We start from the raw sequence: 20,688 nt of genomic DNA on the forward strand, positions 1-20,688 counted from the left end.
TTTGGGTAAGGATGAGAATAAACGGTCGTACTATCGGGAACCGGATGCGGCATAAAATTACATTGTAACCGCTATCATCGCGATGCCTTAGGCAAAGGCTAACGGTCACCCTGTCGGCAGTCATCTCATATGGATGATAAGAGCAAAGCGTCTGCGGCCTCTTCGGAAGCCTGGACGTTTTGCAAGGAAGGTGAGCGTTCGTGGAGAAAAATCTTTTGTGTCGCGGCATGTTTTGGGGACTGGCCTTCAGCTTGCCAATCTGGTGTTTGCTGATCTTGGCTATCGTTCGATTCGTGCATTCTTTCTAGAGGCGGACTTGACTTGAATGGGCCAAAAAGCATATATTAAGTCGGTTGTCTCTAAAGATTGTACGAAGGGAATGCGATTGCGAATTGTCTGAAAGCGAAGAACAGAAACCGAAACTCTCCATTGTCAAAATCCTCAAATGCAAAAACAACGATTGCAAAGCTTGGGTCAGGGAAGAATTCGCGGTTCCCGGCCAAGTGTGCCCGATGTGCCAAGGCCCCATGCTGAGAACGATGAAGCATCTGCCCGCCCTTCAGAAGAAGTACAAATCGCCGTCCCGTTAAGACGGAGCCGGGAGAGGGACGTTGCCGAGGCATAACGTCATCTCCAACATTACTTCATAAACGAGAGCCTCCCTCGCGGAGGCGGACGGCTGTCCACCAGGTTGCGACCTTAAGGTGGACAGCTTTTATTTTGGGTTTGTCGCTGCGGATAGAAGTGGTATTCTTAAAGGGATAGGTTGGCAACGGAAGGAAGGAGTTTGGCAGATGAGACAGAATCTATGGATCGACGGACAGTGGCGGGAATCGGAAGGGTATACGCTGCTCAGATCCCCGTTCGACGGAGAGGTTCTCGCCGAGGTGGCGCAAGCGGGGGAAGCGGAGACGCGGCAAGCGATCGAGGCGGCCGAGCGGGCGGCTTCGGCCATGGCCCGGATGCCCGCGCACGAGCGGTCCGCGATTCTGGAGAGGGTCGTACGGTCGATGGAGAGCCGCCGGGAGGAACTGGCCAGGCTGCTGACGCAAGAAGCGGCAAAGCCGCTGAAGACGGCGCGCGGCGAGATCGCGAGGACGATTCAGACCTACCGTTTCGCTGCCATGGAGGCGACGCGCATCCATGGCGAGACGATTCCGATGGACGCCGCTCCGGGAGGAGAAGGAAGGGTGGCGTATACGGTTCGCAAGCCGATCGGGGTCGTCGGTGCGATCACGCCCTTTAACTTCCCGTTTAATCTGGTCGCGCACAAGGTCGGACCGGCTTTGGCAGCCGGGAATACGGTCGTGCTGAAGCCGGCCGGACAGACCCCGCTATCCGCGCTGGCCCTGGGCGAGCTGTTCGCCGAAGCGGGCCTTCCGGCGGGGGCGCTCAACATCATTCCGGGCAAAGGCTCGGTGGTCGGGGAAGCGCTGGTTGCCGATCCCCGGGTAAAGGCGATTACGTTCACCGGAAGCCCGGAGGTCGGCATCGCCCTTCGGAACAAAGCGGGATTGAAACGGGTCACGCTGGAGCTGGGCTCCAACTCGGCAATGATCCTGGATTCCGATATCGAGCTGGACGAAGCTCTCATCGAGCGATGCGCGCTCGGAGCGTTCTCGTTCAGCGGCCAGGTGTGCATCTCGATCCAGCGCATTTACGTTCATCGATCGCGGCTGGAAGAGTTCCTGGACAAGTTCGCTGAGGCGGCGCGCAGGCTTAAGGTAGGGGATCCGTCCTTGGAGGAGACGGACGTCTCCGCGCTCATCCACCCGAAGGAAGCGAAACGAATCGACGGGTGGGTGCAAGCGGCGGTTAAACGGGGGGCCAGAATCGTAGCGGGCGGACGCGCCCGGGCGGAGAGCGTCTACGAGCCGACGATTCTGACCGGCGTGCCCGAGGACGAGCCTTTATCCTGCCAGGAAGCGTTCGGGCCTATCGTATGCGTGGAAGCCATCGATTCGATAGACGAGGCGATCGATCGGGTGAACCGGTCGCGTTACGGGCTGCAGGCCGGACTTTATACCCGCGATATTCATACGGCGATGAGAGCGGCGGATCTTCTTGAGGTCGGCGGAGTGATGATCAACGACTTCCCGACCTTCCGGGTGGATCACATGCCTTACGGCGGCGTCAAGGAGAGCGGCGTAGGAAGAGAAGGAATCAAGTACGCGATAGAAGAATTGACGGAACTTAAGCTGATATCGATTCGTCTATAATCAGGGATGGGGAGAGGACGAGGATGAGCTTGATAGCGGGGATCGTAGGCAAGCAGCGGGATTGGCATGCCGCGGGGAATACGCGCCGGGTCGAGGATCGGATCCGTCGATTGGACCTTCTGAAGGAAGCCGTTAAAGCCAGAGAACGGCAAGTCATGGACGCGCTCCGAATCGATCTGGGCAAGTCCGAACGGGAAGCTTACATGACCGAGATCGGCATCGTCTACGAGGAGATCCGTTTTATCCGCAAGCGCCTGCGCAAGTGGGCGAAGCCCGTAAAGGTCAAGACGGCGATGACCCATATCGGCTCCGGCGGCTATATCGTGAGCGAGCCCTATGGAACCGTCCTGATCGTCGCTCCGTTCAACTATCCCTTTCAACTGGCTTTGTCGCCTCTGGTCGGCGCGATCGCGGCGGGCAATACCGCGGTCTTAAAGCCTTCGGAGCTGACTCCCCGGGTGGCGGCGGTTTTGCGCGAAATCGTCGAAGCCGTCTTTCCGCCCGAATACGTCGCGACCGTCGAGGGGGGAGTCGAGGCGAGCAAGGAGCTGCTGGAACAGCCCTTCGATTATATTTTCTTCACGGGCAGCGTTCCGGTAGGCAAGGTCGTAATGGAAGCGGCCGCCAAGCGTCTCGTTCCGGTCACGTTGGAGCTGGGCGGCAAGAGTCCTTGTATCGTGCATCGGGACGCGGACGTGAAGCTGGCGGCGAAACGCATCGTCTTCGGCAAGTTCATGAACGCCGGCCAGACCTGCATCGCTCCCGATTACGTCTACGTTCACCGGGATCGGAAGGCCGCGCTGCTGGAGGAGCTCCGCGCGGCGATCTCGGCTTTCTATGGGCCTCGGCCGATCGAGAGCGAGGAGCTGGGCAAAATCGTGAACGAGAGGCACTTCGACCGGCTCGTCGGACTGCTTGGCGGCGCGGAAGCGGTCATCGGCGGCGATTACGACCGGGAGTCGCTGAAGATCGCGCCGACGGTTCTCGATCATGCCGATTGGAGCCTGCCGGTCATGGGAGAGGAGATCTTCGGCCCGCTGCTTCCGATGCTCGAATACTCCGAGCTGGACGAGGTGATCGCCGAGGTGAATGCCCGTCCCAAGCCGCTGGCGCTCTATATGTTCACCCGAGACAAGGCCGCGGAGAATCGCGTCATCGAATCGATTCCGTTCGGAGGCGGCTGCGTGAACGACACTCTCATGCACATCGCGACTCCTTATCTGCCCTTCGGGGGAGTCGGTTCGAGCGGCATCGGCAGCTACCATGGCATCTACAGCTTTCGAACCTTCTCCCACCAGAAAAGCGTCCTGAAGCAGACGGTCCGGTTCGACTTCCCGTTCCGCTACCCGTCGGCGAAGAACGGATTGGCTATTCTGCGCAAGCTGTTTCGATAAGGGCAGCTTTGGCCGAGTGTTACTAGAAGTGAGCTTGTTCATTGTACGGGGATCGTTTTTATAATAAGATAATTTCTCAGAGAACATATCGGAAGGAACGGAAGGGGTATAACGTCATGAGAAAGGTATCCATCGATCTGCACAAGGATTGGCTGGACACGGTTCGCGAGATCTATAGAGGAGCCGGAAAGCCGTTTGCGCCGGAGGCGACCGCGGAAGAGATCGGCACGACTTATTTCTTGGCCTCGGCTTCCGGCGATGAGGAAGCGACGCGTATGCGCATCGAGAACGAGCAATGGCTTCGGGAGCTGGAGTCCCGCATTATGGACAATCTCGATGCCGTCATCATTCCGGATATCCGCCAGCGCACCGGCTACCAAGGCGAACATTTCCGCTTCCGGTGGGTTTATCAGCAAGGAGAGCACATCGTCGAGGAATGCTCGAATTATCGGATTCCTTTGACTCCGTAGTTCGCGATAGCAGGAGCCGCTTACGACCGTAAGCGGCTCCTGCTCGTTTTTTAGAAAGCCCGCTGCTTCCTAAGAGCGGCCATGTTCAGGACGATGAAAGCGATGGAGAAGGCGAGAAGCGCATAGATGTCGATCTGGATATCGGGCAGATCTTCCCCCCTCAGCATGATGCCCCGCAAGGCGTCCGCCCCGTAATAGAGCGGCATCGCGTAGCTCAGCTTCTGGAGCCAAGGATTCATCGCGTCAAGATTGAATAAGCCCGAGAAGAATACCTGCGGAACGATGACGAGAGGAATGAACTGAATGATTTGGAACTCGCTCCCGGCGAAAGTGGACAGCAAGGTGCCGAGCGTAAGGGCGACAAGGCTCAGCAGAAGGTTCGTGAGCAGCACGAGCCAGAAGGAGCCGTCCATATAAAGCCCCAGCGCCTGGATCGAGAACCAGGCGATCAGCGTGGCCTGAAGGATCGTAAAAACGCCGAACCCGGCCAAGTAGCCGAAGACGACCTCGAACCTGCGGATGGGGGAGGCCATCAGCCTCTCCAGCGTACCCGTCGTTTTCTCCCTCAGGAAAGCGACTCCGGCGAGAAGAAAGACAAAGAAGAAGGAGAAGAAGCCGACCAAAACGGGCCCGAACGAATCGAAGGAGGTCAAACGTCCTTCGCCGTGCTCGTAAGAAATATCAAGCTTCGCGGACCAGGCGCTGGACGTCAAGTCGCGTTCGATATCGGATTGCAGCGTTTGTTGAATCAGAAGAAGGGCCGATTTGGACTCGGAAGGATCGCTGCCTTCCAGGCGGACGGAGAACCGGTTGCCCTCGGTCGATAAGATGGCCGACAGCTTGCCTTTCCGCAAATCCGCCTCCGCTTCCGGCAGAGAGGAATACGGCTCGATCTTCGCTCCGGCCTGCTCCAGCTTGCTATGCCATTCGGCTGGGATGCCTATCGTCGCCAAGTCCGGCTTTACGCTCTGGCCGTTAAAGACGAAATACATCAAGGTCAGGACAAGAAGCGGCGCGAGGAAAAGAAGGGCGATCGTCCTGCGGTCCCGGATGAATTGACGAACGATTCGCAGCGCCAGCGCACGAATTCTCATGCTCTTGTCCCTCCTCCAAGCACGATGAAAGCCTCCTCGATCGTGGAGGCGCCGCTTGCCCGCTTCAAGCCTTCCGGGCTATCTACGGCGGTTAGCCGGCCTTCCCGGATGAGGCCGATCCGATCGCATCTGTCGGCTTCGTCCATGACGTGAGTCGTCAGGACGATCGTGATTCCCTTGTCGCGAAGGGAGAGCAGCTCCGTCCAGATGGATTGGCGAAGCACCGGATCGATGCCGACCGTCGGTTCGTCGAGGAGGAGCAGCTCCGGCTCATGAAGCAGGGAGACCGCAAGGGAGAGGCGTCTCTTCATGCCGCCCGAATAGGCGGAGACTGGCTTGTTCAGATGCTCGGTCAGATCGACGAGCTTCATGACGCTCGCGATGCGTTCCGTTCTTCTCGCTCCGGATAAGCCGTAGAGAGAAGCAAAGAATTCCAGATTCTGCTTGCCCGTAAGCTCGCTATAAAGCGCATCCGATTGAGCCATGTAGCCGACGCGCCCGAGCACTCGGCGGTTGGGCATGCGCTCTCCGAGAAGGAGCACGGAACCGCCGCTCGGGGCATCCAGACCCGCGATCAGCTTGACCAGCGTCGTCTTGCCCGAGCCGGACGGGCCGAGGAGGCCGAACAGTTCGCCTCTCAGGATGGCTAGGTCGATCTCGTGCAGGACCTTTCGGCTTCCGAAGGAACGGGTAACCTTTAGCAGCTCGATTGCCGCAACAGGGTCGTCCGTCCGGTTCGATCGGACCGTCTTTTCTCCAGCCCTCTCCGCCATCTAATTTCCTCCTTTTGGTTGGAACGAGCGTATGGGTCTCGTCGTGCAACCTAATTATAGTTCGGGAGGCAGGGCAAAAAAAGACCGTTGACAAACAAGCGGATCATCCTTTATCCTGTCAGTGTAATCGTTTACGTAATCGATTACATAAACGATTACAGCGTGAACGCATAGTTTAGAGGTGACCTGCAGTTGGCTAAAGCAACAATCAAAGAAGTGGCGGCGGAGGCGGAAGTCTCTACCGCGACCGTATCCAGAGTGTTGAACGAAAGCGGCTTCGTAAGCGAAGAGATCAAGGAACGGGTCATGGAGGCGGTGGCGAAGCTGAATTATCAGCCGAGCGCGATCGCCCGCAGCCTCAAGCAGGATAAGACCTATATGATCGGAGTGATCGTTCCGGATATCTCGAACTCCTACTTCATGGGAATTTCCAGGGGCATCGAGGATGTCGTCGGAGCGGAAGGGTTCCAGCTCATGTTCTGCAGCTCCGACGAGAACCCCGAAAAAGAGGAAAGGCTGCTGAATCTGCTTCAAGAGAAGCGGGTGGACGCCGTCGTCTTGGCCACCGCGGGGGGCAACGACGACACCGTGAAGTCGCTTTCGGATTCGGGCCTGCCGATCGTGCTCGTGGACCGGAAGCTGGACTCGGAGGAAGGAACGAAGTCGCTGGATCTTGTCGCGGAAGACAACGAGGAAGGAGCCGCAAGACTGACCGAGAAGCTGCTCGCGGAAGGCCACGTTCGGATCGGGGTCGTGAACGGACCCGCGAGAGTCAGCACGGGGCGCGAGCGATTCGAGGGAGTGCGGAAGGCGATGAGGGATCGCGGGATCGCGGACCAGCCGATCGTGTTCAACGGAGGATTCTCGACGGAGGACGGCATAAGGGCGGTGCGCAAGTTCCTGCAGGCCGATCCGAGGCCGACGGCGATCGTCTCGCTGAACAACCAGATGAGCCTCGGCGTCCTGCTGGAGATCGTGCGCAGCGGACTGAAGATTCCGGAGGACATGGCCGTCGCTTCGTTCGGCGAAGTGGAAGCGGGACCGCTGCTGAAGAATCCTGGACTCCATTACATCGACCAGCATCCGTACGATATGGGGATCAAGGCGGGAGAGATTCTGCTGAAGAGAATCCGCAAGGAGGAGCCGGAGGCGGAGCCCGCCGTTGAAATATTCCGCAACGAAGTTAATCGAATCGGCTGATCGCTCTGCGATCGGCTGATTCCGCCGAACTGGAGACCGTGGGAGAGGATGAACGAAGATGAATTCGCAAGCATTCTGCAATCGATTGCAGGGCAGTATGCCCCGCATTGGAATTCGCCCGATTATCGACGGCCGCCGAGGCGGCATTCGCGAATCGCTGGAAGAAGTAACGATGGAGATGGCCCGGACGGCCGCGGAATTCCTGACATCGAATCTTAGGCATAGCAACGGACTTCCGGTCGAGTGCATCATCGCCGACACGTGCATCGGCGGCGTGGCGGAAGCCGCCAAAGCCGAAGAGAAATTCGCCAGGGAGAACGTCGGGCTGACGATCTCCGTCACGCCGTCCTGGTGTTATCCGACGGAGACGATGGATCAGCATCCGACGCGGCCGAAGGCCATCTGGGGCTTCAATGGAACGGAGCGTCCGGGAGCGGTGTACCTGGCCGCGGCGCTGAGCGCTCACAACCAGAAGGGGCTTCCGGCGTTCGCGATCTACGGCCGCGACGTGCAGGACATCGGCGACTCCGCGATAACTCCGGATGTGCAGGAGAAGCTGCTGAGATTCGCGAAGGCGGGACTCGCGGTCGCGACGATGCAGGGCAAGTCGTATCTATCGATGGGCTCGGTGTCGATGGGAATCGCGGGTTGCATCGTGGACGAGACTTTCTTCCAGAAGTATCTGGGCATGCGCAACGAATACGTGGATATGACGGAGTTCGTCCGCCGGATGGAGCTCGGCATCTACGACCCGGCGGAATTCGAGAAGGCGCTGACGTGGGTACGCGAGCATTGCCGGACCGGCCCCGACGTCAACCCGCCTCATCTGACGCGGTCGGACGAACAGAAGGAGAAGGATTGGGAAACCGTCGTCCGAATGGCTCTGATCGGCCGGGACCTGATGGTCGGCAATCCGAAGCTTGCGGAGATGGGCTACGGCGAGGAAGCGCTCGGACGCAATGCGATCGCCGCCGGCTTCCAAGGTCAGAGGGCATGGACGGATTACTTCCCGACCGGCGACTTCATGGAGGCGATCCTGAACAGCTCCTTCGACTGGAACGGCATTCGCGAGCCGTACATCGTCGCTACGGAGAACGATACGCTGAACGCCGCGACGATGCTGATGGGCCATCTGCTGACGGACGCCGCCCAGATTTTCGCCGACGTTCGCACGTACTGGAGTCCGGACGCCGTACGGAGAGTGACCGGCCATACGCTTGAAGGGAAGGCGGCCGGAGGCATCATCCACCTGATCAATTCCGGACCGGCCGCGCTGGACGGCACGGGCAGGCAGACGAAGGACGGCCAGCCGGCGATGAAGCCGTTCTGGGAGATTACTCCGGAGGAAGCGCAAGCTTGCTTGGACGCGACGCTGTGGCGTCCGGCGGTCGATTTCTTCCGCGGCGGAGGCTTCTCCACCGACTTCACGACGCGCGAAGGAATGCCCGTCACGATCGCCCGCATCAATCTCATCGCAGGCGTCGGGCCCGTTCTGCAGTTGGCCGAAGGGCATACGGTAGAGCTGCCGGACAACGTGCACGACAAGCTGGACGATCGCAGCAACCCGACTTGGCCGACGACTTGGTTCGTTCCGAACTTGACCGGGGAAGGGCTGTTCCGGGACGTCTACGCCGTCATGAGCAACTGGGGCTCGAACCACGCGTCGGTCAGCTTCGGGCACGTCGGCGATCAGCTCATAACGCTCGCTTCGATGCTGCGCATCCCGGTCAGCATGCACAACGTTCAAGAAGAGCGGATTTTCCGTCCGAGCGTCTGGTCGGGATTCGGCGGCTTGGAGCCGGTCGGGGCGGATTTCCGCGCCTGCGCGGCGTTCGGCCCGCTGTACAAGTAAGGAAGGGAGGCGTTAAACGCGATGGAACGACGTTATGCGATCGGAGTCGATTACGGAACGGAATCGGGACGGGCGCTGCTCGTCGACATCGCCACGGGAGAAGAAGTGGCGACGCACGTGACGCCATACCCCCATGGCGTCATCGACGAGAGGCTGCCCGGAACGGGAGCGAAGCTCGGGCACGATTGGGCGCTGCAGCATCCGGACGATTACCTCGAGGTTCTGAGGCGTTCGGTGCCGGCCGTGCTGGAGGAAGCCGCCGTCGACCCGGAACGGGTCGTCGGAATCGGCATCGATTTTACGGCCTGCACGATGATGCCCTTGGATGAGCGGGGGACGCCGCTCTGCATGCTTGAGGAATGGCGGGAGAACCCGCATAGCTGGGTGAAGCTGTGGAAGCATCACGCGGCGCAGGGCGAGGCGAACCGCATCAATCAGCTGGCGGCCGAACGGGGGGAGACGTTCCTTCGCCGGTACGGAGGCAAGCTGTCCTCGGAGTGGATGCTTGCGAAGGTCTGGCAGATTGCGAATGAAGCGCCCGAAGTGTACGATCGGGCGGATGCCTTCATGGAAGCGGCGGACTGGGTCGTCATGCGGATGACGGGCCGGCTCGTCCGCAACAGCTGCACGGCCGGCTACAAGGCCGTCTGGCACAAGCGCGACGGCTTCCCGTCCGCGGACTTCCTTCGGGCGCTCGATCCCCGGCTCGAGACGCTGGCCGAGACCAAGCTGCGCGGACCGATCGAGGCGCTCGGCTCCAAGGCCGGAGGCCTCGCGGAGAGCATGGCGCAGCTCTTGGGATTGCGCCCCGGAACGGCGGTCGCGGTCGGCAATATCGACGCGCACGCCATGGTGCCGGCCGTCGGCGTCGTCACGCCCGGTAAGCTGGTCATGGCGATGGGCACTTCGACCTGCCACCTGCTGCTGAGCGACCGCGAGGTGCACGCAGAAGGCATCTGCGGCGTCGTGGAGGACGGTATCGTACCCGGCTATTACGGCTATGAGGCCGGGCAATCCGCGGTCGGAGACATCTTCGCCTGGTACGTGGAAGAAGCGGTTCCCTCGTACGCGAAGGAGAACGCGGCCGAGGAAGGAGTGTCCGTCCACGAATGGCTGGAGCGCCGCGCGGCAGCCGCCAAGCCGGGAGAGAGCGGCCTCGTCGCGCTCGATTGGTGGAACGGCAACCGCTCCGTGCTGATGGATGCGGATCTCTCCGGCGTCATCGTCGGCTTAACGCTCCAGACGAAGCCGGAGGAGATGTACCGGGCGCTGCTCGAAGCGACCGCCTTCGGAACGCGGGCGGTTATCGAAGCTTTTGAACGAAGCGGGGTGGACGTCGAAGAGCTTTACGCTTGCGGAGGACTGCCGCAGAGAAACCGGCTGCTCATGCAGATTTACGCGGACGTCACCGGAAGGGAGATCCGCATCGCCGATTCGACCCAGACGGCGGCGCTCGGCGCGGCGATGTTCGGGGCGGTGGCGGCGGGAGCGGAAGCCGGAGGGTTCGACTCCGTCGTGGAGGCGGCGGATCGGATGGCCCGGATCCGGGAAGAGACGTTTAAACCGATTCCGGACAACGTCGCCGTCTACGATAAGCTTTATCGGGAATACAAGGAACTGCACGATTACTTCGGCCGAGGCGCGGATGACGTCATGAAGCGGCTGAAGGCGATCAAAGGCGAACAACGGCAACCAGGCTTATCATAATCGTTCTGCAATCGATTGCAGGAACTCTGAAAATTCGACTAAGGAGTGTCAGCTATGCATCCAGCCAATCAACTCGCCTCTCTCAGCCTCGCCAGAACCGGCAAGCGCAAGCGCGAATCGAGCTACGACCGTACCGGCGGCAACAAGGATTACTTCTCCATTCGGCCGGGCGATCTTACGGAGGTCTGCACGATCGACGGAGCGGGAGCCATCACTCATATCTGGATGACGATGGCGACAGACGCTCCGGCGGAGGAGATCTTCCTTCCCCGCAAAATCGTGCTCCGCATGTATTGGGACGGCGAGACGGAACCGAGCGTCGAAGCGCCGATCGGGGACTTCTTCGGAATGGGGCACGGCCTGACCCGCAACTATACGTCCGCGGCGCTCATGATGAGTCCGGAGGACGGCAAAGCGTTCAACAGCTTCTTCCGAATGCCGTTCTCCGAAGGGGCGCGCATCACGATCGAGAGCGAAGCGGAGCAGCCGATCAAGTTTTATTTCTATATCGACTACGAGCAGTACGAGTCCCTTCCGGCCGAAGAGCTTCGATTCCATGCCCAATGGCATAGGGAAAGCCCGACCGAAGGCATTCCGGAGGACGGCGTCGATAACGCGTTCTTCGAATTCGGCGGCAAGAACACGACCGGCGACGGCAACTACGTCATTCTCGACGCGGTCGGCCGCGGCCACTACGTCGGCTGCAACTTCAACGTCCACAACCTTCGCGACACGCGCGAATGGAACTGGTACGGAGAAGGAGACGACATGATCTTCATCGATGGGGAGCCTTGGCCGCCGACGCTGCACGGAACCGGGATGGAGGACTACTTCAATACCGCCTGGTGCCCGCAGCAGGAAGTATGCACTCCGTATCACGGCATCATTTTGGGCGGGGGCCCGAACTGGAGCGGCAAAATCTCGACGTACCGCTACCATATCCTCGACCCGATCATGTTCGACAAGAGCATCAAGGTGACGATCGAGCACGGCCACAACAACCATCGCAGCGACGACGTCTCCTCCACGGCCTATTGGTATCAAGCGGAGCCGCACCGTCCGTTCCCCGAGCTGCCGAAGGCGGAGAAGCGTCTCCCGCTTCCGGACATTAAACCGTTTAACCAGGATAGTCTCGATAAGATCTTCGGCCATCCCAATCCTTGACAGGCAACGAATGCGGCAACTCGGAAGGGAGAGGATCGGTTGAAGGGGAAAATCGCAGGGCTGACGGCGGCGTTTGTCCTGCTCCTCTCCGGGTGCTACGGAGGGGGCGGCGACGAGCCGATGCTGACCTCAAAGGGCAAGGACTTCGTGCTGAAGGGGGTGAGCGGCCTCGAACGGGTGTCCCAGCTCACCGGCGCGGAATCGCCGAACAAGACGGACCGATACGCCGTGTACGGCACCGACCTCGGCTCCATGATCAACGACGGAGACAAAACGTACTTCGTGTTCGGCGACACGTTCGGCGAGCGATCGGCGGGCCAGGTCGGGGGAGGAGGCAGCTTCTGGCGCTCCAACGCGATCGGCTACACGACCGACGTTAATCCTGCGGACGGCATTGCGCTGGACGGGATGATCACGGACGACGTCGGCTTCCCAAAGAGCTGCTGCCTTCGAAGAAGCTGGACTACGACGAGATGACGAAGATACCGACGTACGGCATCGCCGCGAACGGAGCGCTTTATCTCTACTACATGTCCGTGAACCACTGGGGAGACCCCGGCAGGTGGGACGCCAATTACGCGAGCGTCGCCAAGTCGACGGACGGAGGGCAGAACTGGACGCTCCTGGACGATCTGAAGTGGGCGGGGGACGGCAACTTCATTCAAGTAAGCCCTTACAAAGTTCAAATCGACGATAGTCCTAGCGATATATTCTTCTGGTGCATTCCATCCGGCCGGTTCGGCGGCGTGAAGCTGATGAAGGTCGCGGAGCCGGACATCGAGAAAGCGGACGCTTACCTTTATTACGCCGGTCAGAACGAGAAGGGAGAGCCGGTCTGGAGCTCCGACATAGAGCAGGCGAAGACGGTGGTGGACGATACGGCGGGGGAGTTGTCCGTCGTCTGGAATCCGTATCTCGAGAGATGGCTGATGACTTACTTGAAGGAAGGCGAAGGTGCCGTCATCCGCGAGGGGTTGGCTCCATGGGGACCATGGGGCGAAGCCGTCGATCTGGTGACGGCGGCCGAGCAGCCGGGCTTGTACGCCCCGTTTATGAACGAACGGTATATCGAGGACGGCGGTCGAACGATTTATTTCGCCCTGTCGCTCTGGGATCCCTACAACGTGTTCTGGTTCAAAGCCTCGCTTGAGAAATGAAAGCGGATACAACTCAAATGTTGGTTTAAACGCCTCGCGTTTAAATAGCACGACCACACAAAAAAAGGGAGGATTCAACATGCAAGTGAATCGCAAAAAGAGTTTGGCGGTACTCGTAACGGCTCCGATGGTGATGTCGATCCTATTGGCCGGATGCGGCGGTTCGAACAACGACGGAGGCTCGAACGCCAGCCCATCGCCATCCGCGTCTTCCAGCTCCTCGGCCAACCCGAGCGAAAGCGCAAGCCCTTCCGCCAGCGCCCCTTCCGGGGAACCGGTGACGATCGAGGTTTGGGCGAACAAGTTCGAGGACACGACGACCGCGTGGTTCAAGAAGTGGACGGACGAATTCAACAAGTCGCAAGGCAACGTCAAAGTGAATCTGACGATCGTTCCCGGCGACGCCTGGGCTCAGAAAATGAAGGCGGCGCAGGCGGCCGGCAAGGCGCCGGACGTCTGGACGATCAGCTACAACGGAGTCGCCAATTCCGCCAAGTTGGGCGAAATTCAAGCACTCAACGATTTGATGGATGAGACCGCGTTCGACGACCTCTACGACAACATGAAGGACTTCGTCTCCGTCGGCGACAAGTACTACGCTTATCCATGGCTGGTAGAGCCGTCCGCGGTACTGTACTACCGGAAGGACATGTTCGAAGCGGCGGGTCTCGATCCTTCGACTCCGCCGGCCACTTGGGACGAACTGCTCGAGGCCGGCAAAGCGCTTACCGCGAAAGGAGTCTTCGGCTTCACGACCGCGCAGATCGCGCCCGAGATCAGCTGGTCGAGCTGGGGCTTGCAGTACAACGCCGCCGGACATCTGCCGATCGCCGACGACTGGTCCAAAGCCGATTTACAAAACGACGGCTACAAGAAGCTGGTGAGCTTCTATCAACAAGCTTACCAGTCGGGCATCATGCCGAAGCAGCAGCTTGCCGGCTACACAGACGCCAAGCCGTTCGGCGAAGGCAAGGTTGCCATGATGGTCAACGGATCCTGGGCGATCGGCCAGCTCCGGAACAGCTACAAGGATATCGTAGGCAAAATCGGGGTCGCTCCGATGCCGACGATCGACGGCAACCCGAACAACACGACGGCGACGCTCGGCGGCTGGTCGCTCGCCGTCGACGGCAAGTCGAAGCATGCGAAGGAAGCGGCATCCTACATCTCCTACCTGCTCGCGGGCGATCCGAACGTCGTGCTCGACTACTTCCGCGGGGCGCAGTTCTCCAAGTTCACGCCGCGCAAATCCGTCGACGAAGCGATGAAGACCGATCCGGACGCTTCGAAGGACGAAGTTCGCGCGATGATCGCCGAGAAGATCGTTCCGTATTCCAAGCCGGAGCCGATCTATCCGTGGGATATCAGCTTGGCGTTCGGCACGGCGATCGAATCCGCGATGAAGGGAACCGACGTGGACAAGGCGCTGGCCAAAGCGGAGAAAGACATTAACGACTTCATTACTAAGAACAAGATTGCGGGAACGAATCCGAAGCAATAAACGGAAGCGTGCCGGGGGCGGGCCGTCCGCTCCCGGTGCGTTCGCCACATCCCGACAGACGGAGATGAGCGCTCATGTTCAAGAAGAATTACCGCCAAGACAACGCGATGGCCTATACGATGCTGCTTCCCATTTTGGCGTTGTTAACGATTTTCGTCATCATTCCTTTCGTATACGCGGCGTGCGTCAGCTTCTACAATTGGAGCTTCTATCAAGACTCGACCTTCGTCGGCTTCCGCAATTATTACCTGGTGCTGACGGATCGCCTGTTCGGCAAGTCGGTGTGGACCGGACTTAAATTCGCGCTCATGGTCGTGCCCTCCATGCTGATTCTTTCGTTCCTGTTCGCTAACTTGATCAAGAATATCGGGTCCAAGATGGGTTCCTTCGTCAAAACGGCCATCTATATTCCGACGATTATCTCCGGTATCGTCGCCTCGGTTATCTTCGTGTTCATCTACGATTACACGGGCGGTCTGGCCAACTACGTTCTCGGTTTGTTCGGCACGGAGCCGAAGGCATGGCTGGCCGACGTCGGCTCCGCGCTTCCGAGCGTTGCCGCTCCCGCTATCTGGCTCGGGTTCGGCTTAACCTCTTTGATCATGCTGGCCGGCCTGTACGATATTCCGGAGAGCTATTACGAAGCGGCCGACCTGGAAGGCGCTGGCGCCTTCAAGAAGATGTGGTACATTACGATCCCGCTCTTGCGCAACGTCATTCTGTACCTTCTGGTAACCGGATTTACGGCGCAAATCTCCCAGTACGAGCTGTCGCTCGTCATGACCGGCGGCGGTCCGCTCGACGCGACGACGACGCCCAACCTGTACATTTTCAACCACTTCCGCAACGACGTGATGGTCGGCAACTCGATCGCCGCCTCTCTGCTGTTGTTCGTGGTGCTGGGCGCCATCTCGGCGATCATCTTCAGAGTGCTCAATTCGGAGAAAGCGGTGGACGGATGACGTTCCCGGAAGGAGGATACGGACATGCAGAAAAGTAGCTCTATCCCAAAAGTCCTGCTGACGGTAATTAGCGGACTGGTGGCGCTTGTCGCGCTGTTCCCGCTCATTTGGGTCGTCATCGCCGGATTCAAAGGCAAGGCGGAAGTGTTGGCGACGCCGTTTCGTTTTTTCCCCAAGGTGTGGCTGGCCGAGAATTACGCCGAAATCCTGAAGGATCCGGTCTTCACCAAGGCGATGGCGGTTACGTTCGGAGGCGCTGTCCTGTTCGCGGCGCTTACGCTATTCGTCAATGCCAGCGCGGCTTACGTGTTCGCCCGCCTGGAGTTTCGCTTCAAGCGGCTCCTGTGGGTTTACGTCATCATGACGATGTTCGTCCCGGCCATGTCGATTCTGCTCACTTCCTTTATCGTCGTCAACAAATTGGGGATGCTCGACACGCTGGCGGTGCTTGTGCTGCCCGGCGTCGCTTCGGCCGGACAGATGTTCTTCATCCGGCAATTCTACCTCAACATTCCTCTCGCGCTCGAAGAAGCGGCGTTGATCGACGGCGCGGGACGCTTCCGCATCTTCACGAGCATCTTCGTGCCGATGTCCTTCCCCGTCTTCGTCATCGTCGGGATCGGGGCTTATCTGGGCTATTGGAATTCGTTCGTCTGGCCGACGATGACGATCACCAACCCGGATCTGTTCCAGATCATGCAGTACTTGTACAACTTCCGTTCCGAACGGGGATCCGAGATGGGGCTCCTGATGGCCGGGTCCGCGCTGGCCGCCGCGCCGACGCTTATCCTGTTCCTGATCTTCCAACGCTACATCATCGCTGGCATCAAAATCTCCGGTTTGAAGTGACCTTGTCCGGAATAGGAGGCTGACAAAGTGATCGTATTGGAGAACGAGAGCATTCGCGTGGAGTTCAGCGCTGCGGACGGTACGATCCGCGCCCTGCGCGATACAAAGAAGGGAATCGACTATATCGCGGATTCGGCGGGAAGCGAGCCGTTTCGGCTAGAGACGGACGAAGGAGAGAGCGGCGCCTTCACGGCGTTCGAATGGTCGGAGTCCAAGGACGAGAGCGGTCGCGTCAGACAGGTATCGTTCGTCTGGCGAACGGAAGCGGGCATCACGGTATTCGCCCGCGCGGCGCTGGCATCCGAGGAAGGAGAGCTCGTCTTCGACTGCCGGGCGGACAACGGCTCGGCGTTGCGGCTGCACGGCTTGGAATATCCTATCTTTCCCGACTTGAGGGAGATTACCGAGCATGGGAGCGGGGATTGGATCGCCCATCCGTTCGCGACGGGCGTTCGGGTTCGCAATCCGATGAAACGATTCGCGAACGAAGGGACCGGCTTCCGGCACATGCCGTATCCCGAGAGCTTCTCGGGCGCGACGATGCAGTTTTTTGCCTATTACGGGCAGAACCGCGGCGGACTGTACTTCGCGGCGATGGACGGAGAAGGGCACCCGAAGTGGCTGAATTTCTACAAGAACGGCAATGGACTGCTGGAAGCTTCCTTCATTCACGGCTGCGAGGACATCGGCCCGGGCAAGGGCATCGCTCCTTCGTATTCGGTGCAGGTGTCCCTGCTTGCGGGAGAGGACTGGCACGAGGCGGCGGACCGCTACAAATCATGGGCTGCGAGGCAGATCTGGTGCTCGGACGGTCTTGCGGAGGATCGGGCGGCTGCGGAAGGGCATAGATGGCTCTACGAGGAGATGGGAGCAGCCACGTTCGGCATCAACGCGGGCTCCGACCGGACGGACTGGCTGCGCGCTTACCACGAGCATATCGGGACCCCGATGTTCCACGTGCTCGGGCCGGATTGGACGAACGCTCCGCAGGCGTTCGGCAGGGGCGTGCCCGGCGGGTTCGACGACTGGTTCCCGACGAGGTTCAACCCGGACAATCTGGCTCTGATGAAGGAGTACGGCGACCGATTCGCCCCGTTCGAATTCGACTACCTGTATAACTTCGGCGGGGCGGACGGCGAGCTCGGACGGGCGGCCGCGCAGAAGTTCCCGGAACGGAAAAAAAGCGTGGACGCCTATAAGTTCCCGTTCCTCTGCCCAGCTCACCCCTACGCGCACGATTTCCACGTCCGGCGGGATAAGGAGCTGCAGAGGACGGTCGGCGTGGATGCGATTTACTACGACATCTCCGCGAACAACATCTTGAAGGCGTGCATGGACGATTCCCACGGCCACCCGGTCGGAGCGGGTCGGCTCATCGAGGAGGCGTACCGGCGCAACTACGCGGATACGAAGGCCGCGATGGCCGAGGTTGCCGGACGTTACGTACCGATGGGCACGGAGATGATGAACGAGACGATGATCGGACTTATCGATTTCTATCAAGCGCGGGCGGGAGGACAACCGGCGGCGCCTCTCGAGCTGTGGCCGGTTCGCGACCTGCTGAAGTCGGGCGACGCGGAGCTGATCCCGATGTTCGCCTACGTCTACCACGAATACGGAGCGCTAAGGATGGACGGCTGGGGCAAGCTGACGACGGAGATCGGACGTCTTTACTATTACACGGTGGCTCGGACGTATTTGTGGGGCGGCTTGTACGAGCTGAATTACGAGTACAGCCCGATGGAGTCTCTGGACGGGCGGGAGAACGCTCCCGAGGAGCATTATTATTCTTTCGAGCCGCGAGGGTACGCTTTCTCGACGGAGCGGGCGGCGTACCTGGGCGCGTACGCGAAGCTGCGGATCGGGGCCGCGAACAAGTATTGGGCTTACGGCAGCATGCTGCGTCCGCTGGCATTCGAAAGCCCGCGGATGAGAGCCGAGTGGTTTCATTACAACCATGGCAAGGAGACGCCGGAGTACAACGACTCCGGGAAGCTGGAGGTCGATTCGGTCGTTCATTCCGCTTGGAGGTACAAGGAGGAGAGCGTCGCGCTGTTCTTCGCCAACGCAAGCAGCGATACGCAGCAGGTGCGCGTCCGGCTGGAGCCGGGGACGTACGGCGTCCGCGAATGGGCCGGCCGCTTGTATTCGGCCGAGGCGGCGGCCGGGACGACGGAGGCGGCAGGCGAGGGAGCGGGAGCGGATCCGCTCCAATGGAGCTTGTCGGCGGATGGCGAGCTGGAGCTGCTCCTGCCGGCGTTTAGCGTCGCAATGCTGGAGGGGACCCTTAGCGCCGCGTGAAGAGCCGAATGAATAACAACTAGTTTAGTCATCTTGGACTTCTATCTAATCCGAAGAGAAGGTGCCATTGATGAGAAGAAACCGAATGCTGACGGCGCTGCTCGCCGTCTCCGCGGCTATCGGAACGTTAACGATCGGAAGCGCTTCGGCGCTGACGCCGACGGGAACGACAATGGTCGCTCGAGTGACCGGCGCGACGCCGTCGGGCGAGACGATGCCCAACCCGAACCAGACCGCGGCGAACTACAACGTCGGAGGGACCGATCTGGGCATCGTGTGGGAGAAGAGCCCCGGGCAATACTTCATCGCCTTCGGCGACACGAACGACAGCGCGGGCAACTGGACGCGCAGCAACGTGCTGGCGACCTCGTCGGACACGAACCTGGCGGACGGCTTGTCCTTCGACACGATGATCCAAAGCTCGCCCGGCTTCGCCAAAGAAATCCTGTCGTCCAAAAAAATCAACAACGACGAGATGACGGTCATACCGACGGCGGGAGTGACGGTAGGCAGCCGCAGCTACATTCACTACATGTCCGTTAATCACTGGGGCTCGGCAGGCCGTTGGTACACGAACTATTCAGGGATCGCGTACTCGGACGACAACGGACAGAACTGGATAAAGAGTCCGTCCGCGAGATGGGTTAACAATACGACGACGTGGGACAGCCGCTTCCAGATGGCGGCTTTCTTGAAGGACAGCGGCTTCGTTTACATGTACGCCACGCCGAACGGCCGGTTCGGCGACGTATATCTGGCCCGAGTGCCGGAGAATTCGATGCTGGACATCGGCGCTTACCGGTACTGGGACGGCAACGGCTGGGCGACCGGCGAGGCGTCGGCCCGTCCGGTGGCGATCGGCGTGGCCGGGGAGATGTCCGTCGCGTACAACACGTATTTTAAACGCTATATCATGACGTATTTGAACGAGGACCGGCAAACGATCGTCATGCGCGACGCGGCTACTCCGGTAGGGCCGTGGAGCGGGGAGAAAATTCTCGTTCCGGGCAATTTCACGGGGCTTGGCCAATACAATGCTTTTATGCATCCGCTCTCGAACAACGGGCCCGATCTGTACTTTATCATGTCGACTTGGTATCCCGACTACAACACGCACCTGATGAAGGCGACGCTGACGAGCGATATGCTCGGCGATAATCTAATCTCCGATCCGAGCTTCGAGACGCAAGCCCAGACGCCGATCATGGCCCCTTGGTACGTGACGGGAGAGGGCGGCATCGACCGGAATCTCGGATACGCCCGCACGGGAACGAACAACGGGTACGTGCGCAACGGCAGCGGCTGGAACGCGATCAAGCAGCGGATCGTCGTGCAGCCGAACACCGACTATACGCTGAAGGGCTGGGTGAAGACGTCAAGCAACAACACGGAAGGCTACTTCGGAGCCCGGCTTCCGAACGACGGGGCCGTCATCAGCGAGACGCATTTCGGCAGCTTGCCGAACTACACGGAGCTGACCGTCAGCTTCCATTCGGGCAGCAACTCCGTCGTCGAATTGTACGCCGGACTATGGGCGAACGGCGATACGTGGCTGCAGCTCGACGACGTAAGCGTCGTCCGGGAAGCGAATCTCGTCGGCCATGCGGGCTTCGAGTCGCAGCCGACGTCTTCGCTGACGTCTCCATGGTACGCGAACGGGAACGCGGGCGTGGACCGGAATCTCGGCTTTGCCCATACGGGTTCAAATAACGGATATGCGCGCTATGACAGCGGTTGGAACGCGATCAAACAGGAAGTGTTCGTCGAGCCGAACGCGAACTATACACTGACGGCTTGGGTGCGCACCTCCTCGAACAACAATGACGGTTACTTCGGGGCGCGGCTGATGAACGGAGGAGCGATCCTTAGCGAGACGCCATTCGCCAGCCTGCCGAATTACACGCTGCTGACGGTCGCGTTCAACTCCGGGAACAACCACAGCTTGGAGATCTACGCCGGCATGTGGGCGACGGGCGACACGTGGATCCAGGCGGACGATTTTCGTTTGACGAAGAACTGAGTCGCGGCGAAGCCGTAACCCGAGA

General features: G+C 59.8%; 15 protein-coding genes and 1 pseudogene. 14 read left to right on the forward strand and 2 right to left on the reverse strand.

Translation table 11 applies throughout. From position 1 onward, the window contains the following. Positions 1-392: 392 nt before the first annotated feature. From H7B67_RS22430 to H7B67_RS22445, 4 genes are all read left to right on the forward strand, one after another. Positions 393-590, forward strand: a complete 198-nt coding sequence (locus H7B67_RS22430) for a cold-inducible protein YdjO-related protein (protein WP_185122094.1) — start codon at positions 393-395, stop codon at positions 588-590. Between the two features lie 204 nt (positions 591-794). After that, a complete protein-coding gene (locus H7B67_RS22435) occupies positions 795-2,219 on the forward strand; it encodes an aldehyde dehydrogenase family protein (RefSeq protein ID WP_185122095.1) in 1,425 nt (474 codons plus the stop codon). A gap of 23 nt (positions 2,220-2,242) precedes the next feature. Continuing rightward, positions 2,243-3,613, forward strand: a complete 1,371-nt coding sequence (locus tag H7B67_RS22440; RefSeq protein WP_185122096.1) for an aldehyde dehydrogenase — start codon at positions 2,243-2,245, stop codon at positions 3,611-3,613. A 116-nt stretch (positions 3,614-3,729) separates the two neighbouring features. After that, a complete protein-coding gene (locus H7B67_RS22445; RefSeq protein WP_185122097.1) occupies positions 3,730-4,083 on the forward strand; it encodes a hypothetical protein in 354 nt (117 codons plus the stop codon). 50 nt (positions 4,084-4,133) lie between these two features. On the opposite strand, the gene H7B67_RS22450 is transcribed toward H7B67_RS22445, so the two are convergent. Both H7B67_RS22450 and H7B67_RS22455 read right to left on the reverse strand, forming a co-directional pair. Continuing rightward, entirely contained in the window at positions 4,134-5,177 is a 1,044-nt protein-coding gene (locus tag H7B67_RS22450; RefSeq protein ID WP_185122098.1) for an ABC transporter permease, read from the reverse strand. After that, positions 5,174-5,950 carry an ABC transporter ATP-binding protein gene (locus H7B67_RS22455; protein ID WP_185122099.1) on the reverse strand — a complete coding sequence of 259 codons (777 nt, stop codon included), beginning with the start codon at positions 5,948-5,950 and terminating at the stop codon, positions 5,174-5,176. Before H7B67_RS22455 ends, H7B67_RS22450 begins: the two co-directional genes overlap by 4 nt. 192 nt (positions 5,951-6,142) lie before the next feature. On the opposite strand from H7B67_RS22455, the gene H7B67_RS22460 reads away from it, so the two are divergent. From H7B67_RS22460 to H7B67_RS22505, 10 genes and pseudogenes are all read left to right on the forward strand, one after another. Beyond that, a complete protein-coding gene (locus H7B67_RS22460; protein ID WP_185122100.1) occupies positions 6,143-7,150 on the forward strand; it encodes a LacI family DNA-binding transcriptional regulator in 1,008 nt (335 codons plus the stop codon). A gap of 58 nt (positions 7,151-7,208) precedes the next feature. Then, positions 7,209-9,002 (forward strand): L-fucose isomerase, encoded by a 1,794-nt coding sequence (locus H7B67_RS22465; protein WP_185122101.1) that lies wholly within the window; start codon positions 7,209-7,211, stop codon positions 9,000-9,002. A 21-nt stretch (positions 9,003-9,023) separates the two neighbouring features. Beyond that, the gene (locus tag H7B67_RS22470) at positions 9,024-10,709 is read left to right on the forward strand and encodes a ribulokinase (protein ID WP_185122102.1); all 1,686 of its coding nucleotides are present in this window, start codon (positions 9,024-9,026) and stop codon (positions 10,707-10,709) included. A gap of 54 nt (positions 10,710-10,763) precedes the next feature. Then, the gene (locus H7B67_RS22475; protein ID WP_185122103.1) at positions 10,764-11,873 is read left to right on the forward strand and encodes a glycoside hydrolase family 172 protein; all 1,110 of its coding nucleotides are present in this window, start codon (positions 10,764-10,766) and stop codon (positions 11,871-11,873) included. Positions 11,874-12,125: 252 nt separating this feature from the next. Further along, positions 12,126-13,030, forward strand: a pseudogene (locus H7B67_RS30675) (glycoside hydrolase family 183 protein). Between the two features lie 79 nt (positions 13,031-13,109). Next, positions 13,110-14,531, forward strand: a complete 1,422-nt coding sequence (locus H7B67_RS22485; RefSeq protein ID WP_185122104.1) for an ABC transporter substrate-binding protein — start codon at positions 13,110-13,112, stop codon at positions 14,529-14,531. Positions 14,532-14,605: 74 nt separating this feature from the next. Next, positions 14,606-15,493 carry a carbohydrate ABC transporter permease gene (locus H7B67_RS22490; RefSeq protein ID WP_185122105.1) on the forward strand — a complete coding sequence of 296 codons (888 nt, stop codon included), beginning with the start codon at positions 14,606-14,608 and terminating at the stop codon, positions 15,491-15,493. 24 nt (positions 15,494-15,517) lie between these two features. Beyond that, entirely contained in the window at positions 15,518-16,342 is an 825-nt protein-coding gene (locus H7B67_RS22495) for a carbohydrate ABC transporter permease (RefSeq protein WP_185122106.1), read from the forward strand. Positions 16,343-16,369: 27 nt separating this feature from the next. Beyond that, positions 16,370-18,643, forward strand: a complete 2,274-nt coding sequence (locus H7B67_RS22500; protein WP_185122107.1) for a DUF6259 domain-containing protein — start codon at positions 16,370-16,372, stop codon at positions 18,641-18,643. A gap of 70 nt (positions 18,644-18,713) precedes the next feature. After that, positions 18,714-20,663, forward strand: a complete 1,950-nt coding sequence (locus H7B67_RS22505; protein ID WP_209649170.1) for a glycoside hydrolase family 183 protein — start codon at positions 18,714-18,716, stop codon at positions 20,661-20,663. Positions 20,664-20,688 lie beyond the last annotated feature (25 nt).

The sequence above is a fragment of the Cohnella thailandensis genome (genome assembly GCF_014212135.1).
GTDB classification, from domain to species: domain Bacteria; phylum Bacillota; class Bacilli; order Paenibacillales; family Paenibacillaceae; genus Cohnella; species Cohnella thailandensis.

Coding starts and splice junctions, on each gene's coding strand:
- H7B67_RS22470 (WP_185122102.1), top strand. CDS start 9,024: ATGGAACGACGTTATGCGATCGGAGTCGATTACGGAACGGAATCGGGA.
- H7B67_RS22475 (WP_185122103.1), top strand. CDS start 10,764: ATGCATCCAGCCAATCAACTCGCCTCTCTCAGCCTCGCCAGAACCGGC.
- H7B67_RS22490 (WP_185122105.1), top strand. CDS start 14,606: ATGTTCAAGAAGAATTACCGCCAAGACAACGCGATGGCCTATACGATG.
- H7B67_RS22435 (WP_185122095.1), top strand. CDS start 795: ATGAGACAGAATCTATGGATCGACGGACAGTGGCGGGAATCGGAAGGG.
- H7B67_RS22455 (WP_185122099.1), bottom strand. CDS start 5,950: ATGGCGGAGAGGGCTGGAGAAAAGACGGTCCGATCGAACCGGACGGAC.
- H7B67_RS22505 (WP_209649170.1), top strand. CDS start 18,714: ATGAGAAGAAACCGAATGCTGACGGCGCTGCTCGCCGTCTCCGCGGCT.
- H7B67_RS22450 (WP_185122098.1), bottom strand. CDS start 5,177: ATGAGAATTCGTGCGCTGGCGCTGCGAATCGTTCGTCAATTCATCCGG.
- H7B67_RS22495 (WP_185122106.1), top strand. CDS start 15,518: ATGCAGAAAAGTAGCTCTATCCCAAAAGTCCTGCTGACGGTAATTAGC.
- H7B67_RS22440 (WP_185122096.1), top strand. CDS start 2,243: ATGAGCTTGATAGCGGGGATCGTAGGCAAGCAGCGGGATTGGCATGCC.
- H7B67_RS22465 (WP_185122101.1), top strand. CDS start 7,209: ATGAATTCGCAAGCATTCTGCAATCGATTGCAGGGCAGTATGCCCCGC.
- H7B67_RS22445 (WP_185122097.1), top strand. CDS start 3,730: ATGAGAAAGGTATCCATCGATCTGCACAAGGATTGGCTGGACACGGTT.
- H7B67_RS22485 (WP_185122104.1), top strand. CDS start 13,110: ATGCAAGTGAATCGCAAAAAGAGTTTGGCGGTACTCGTAACGGCTCCG.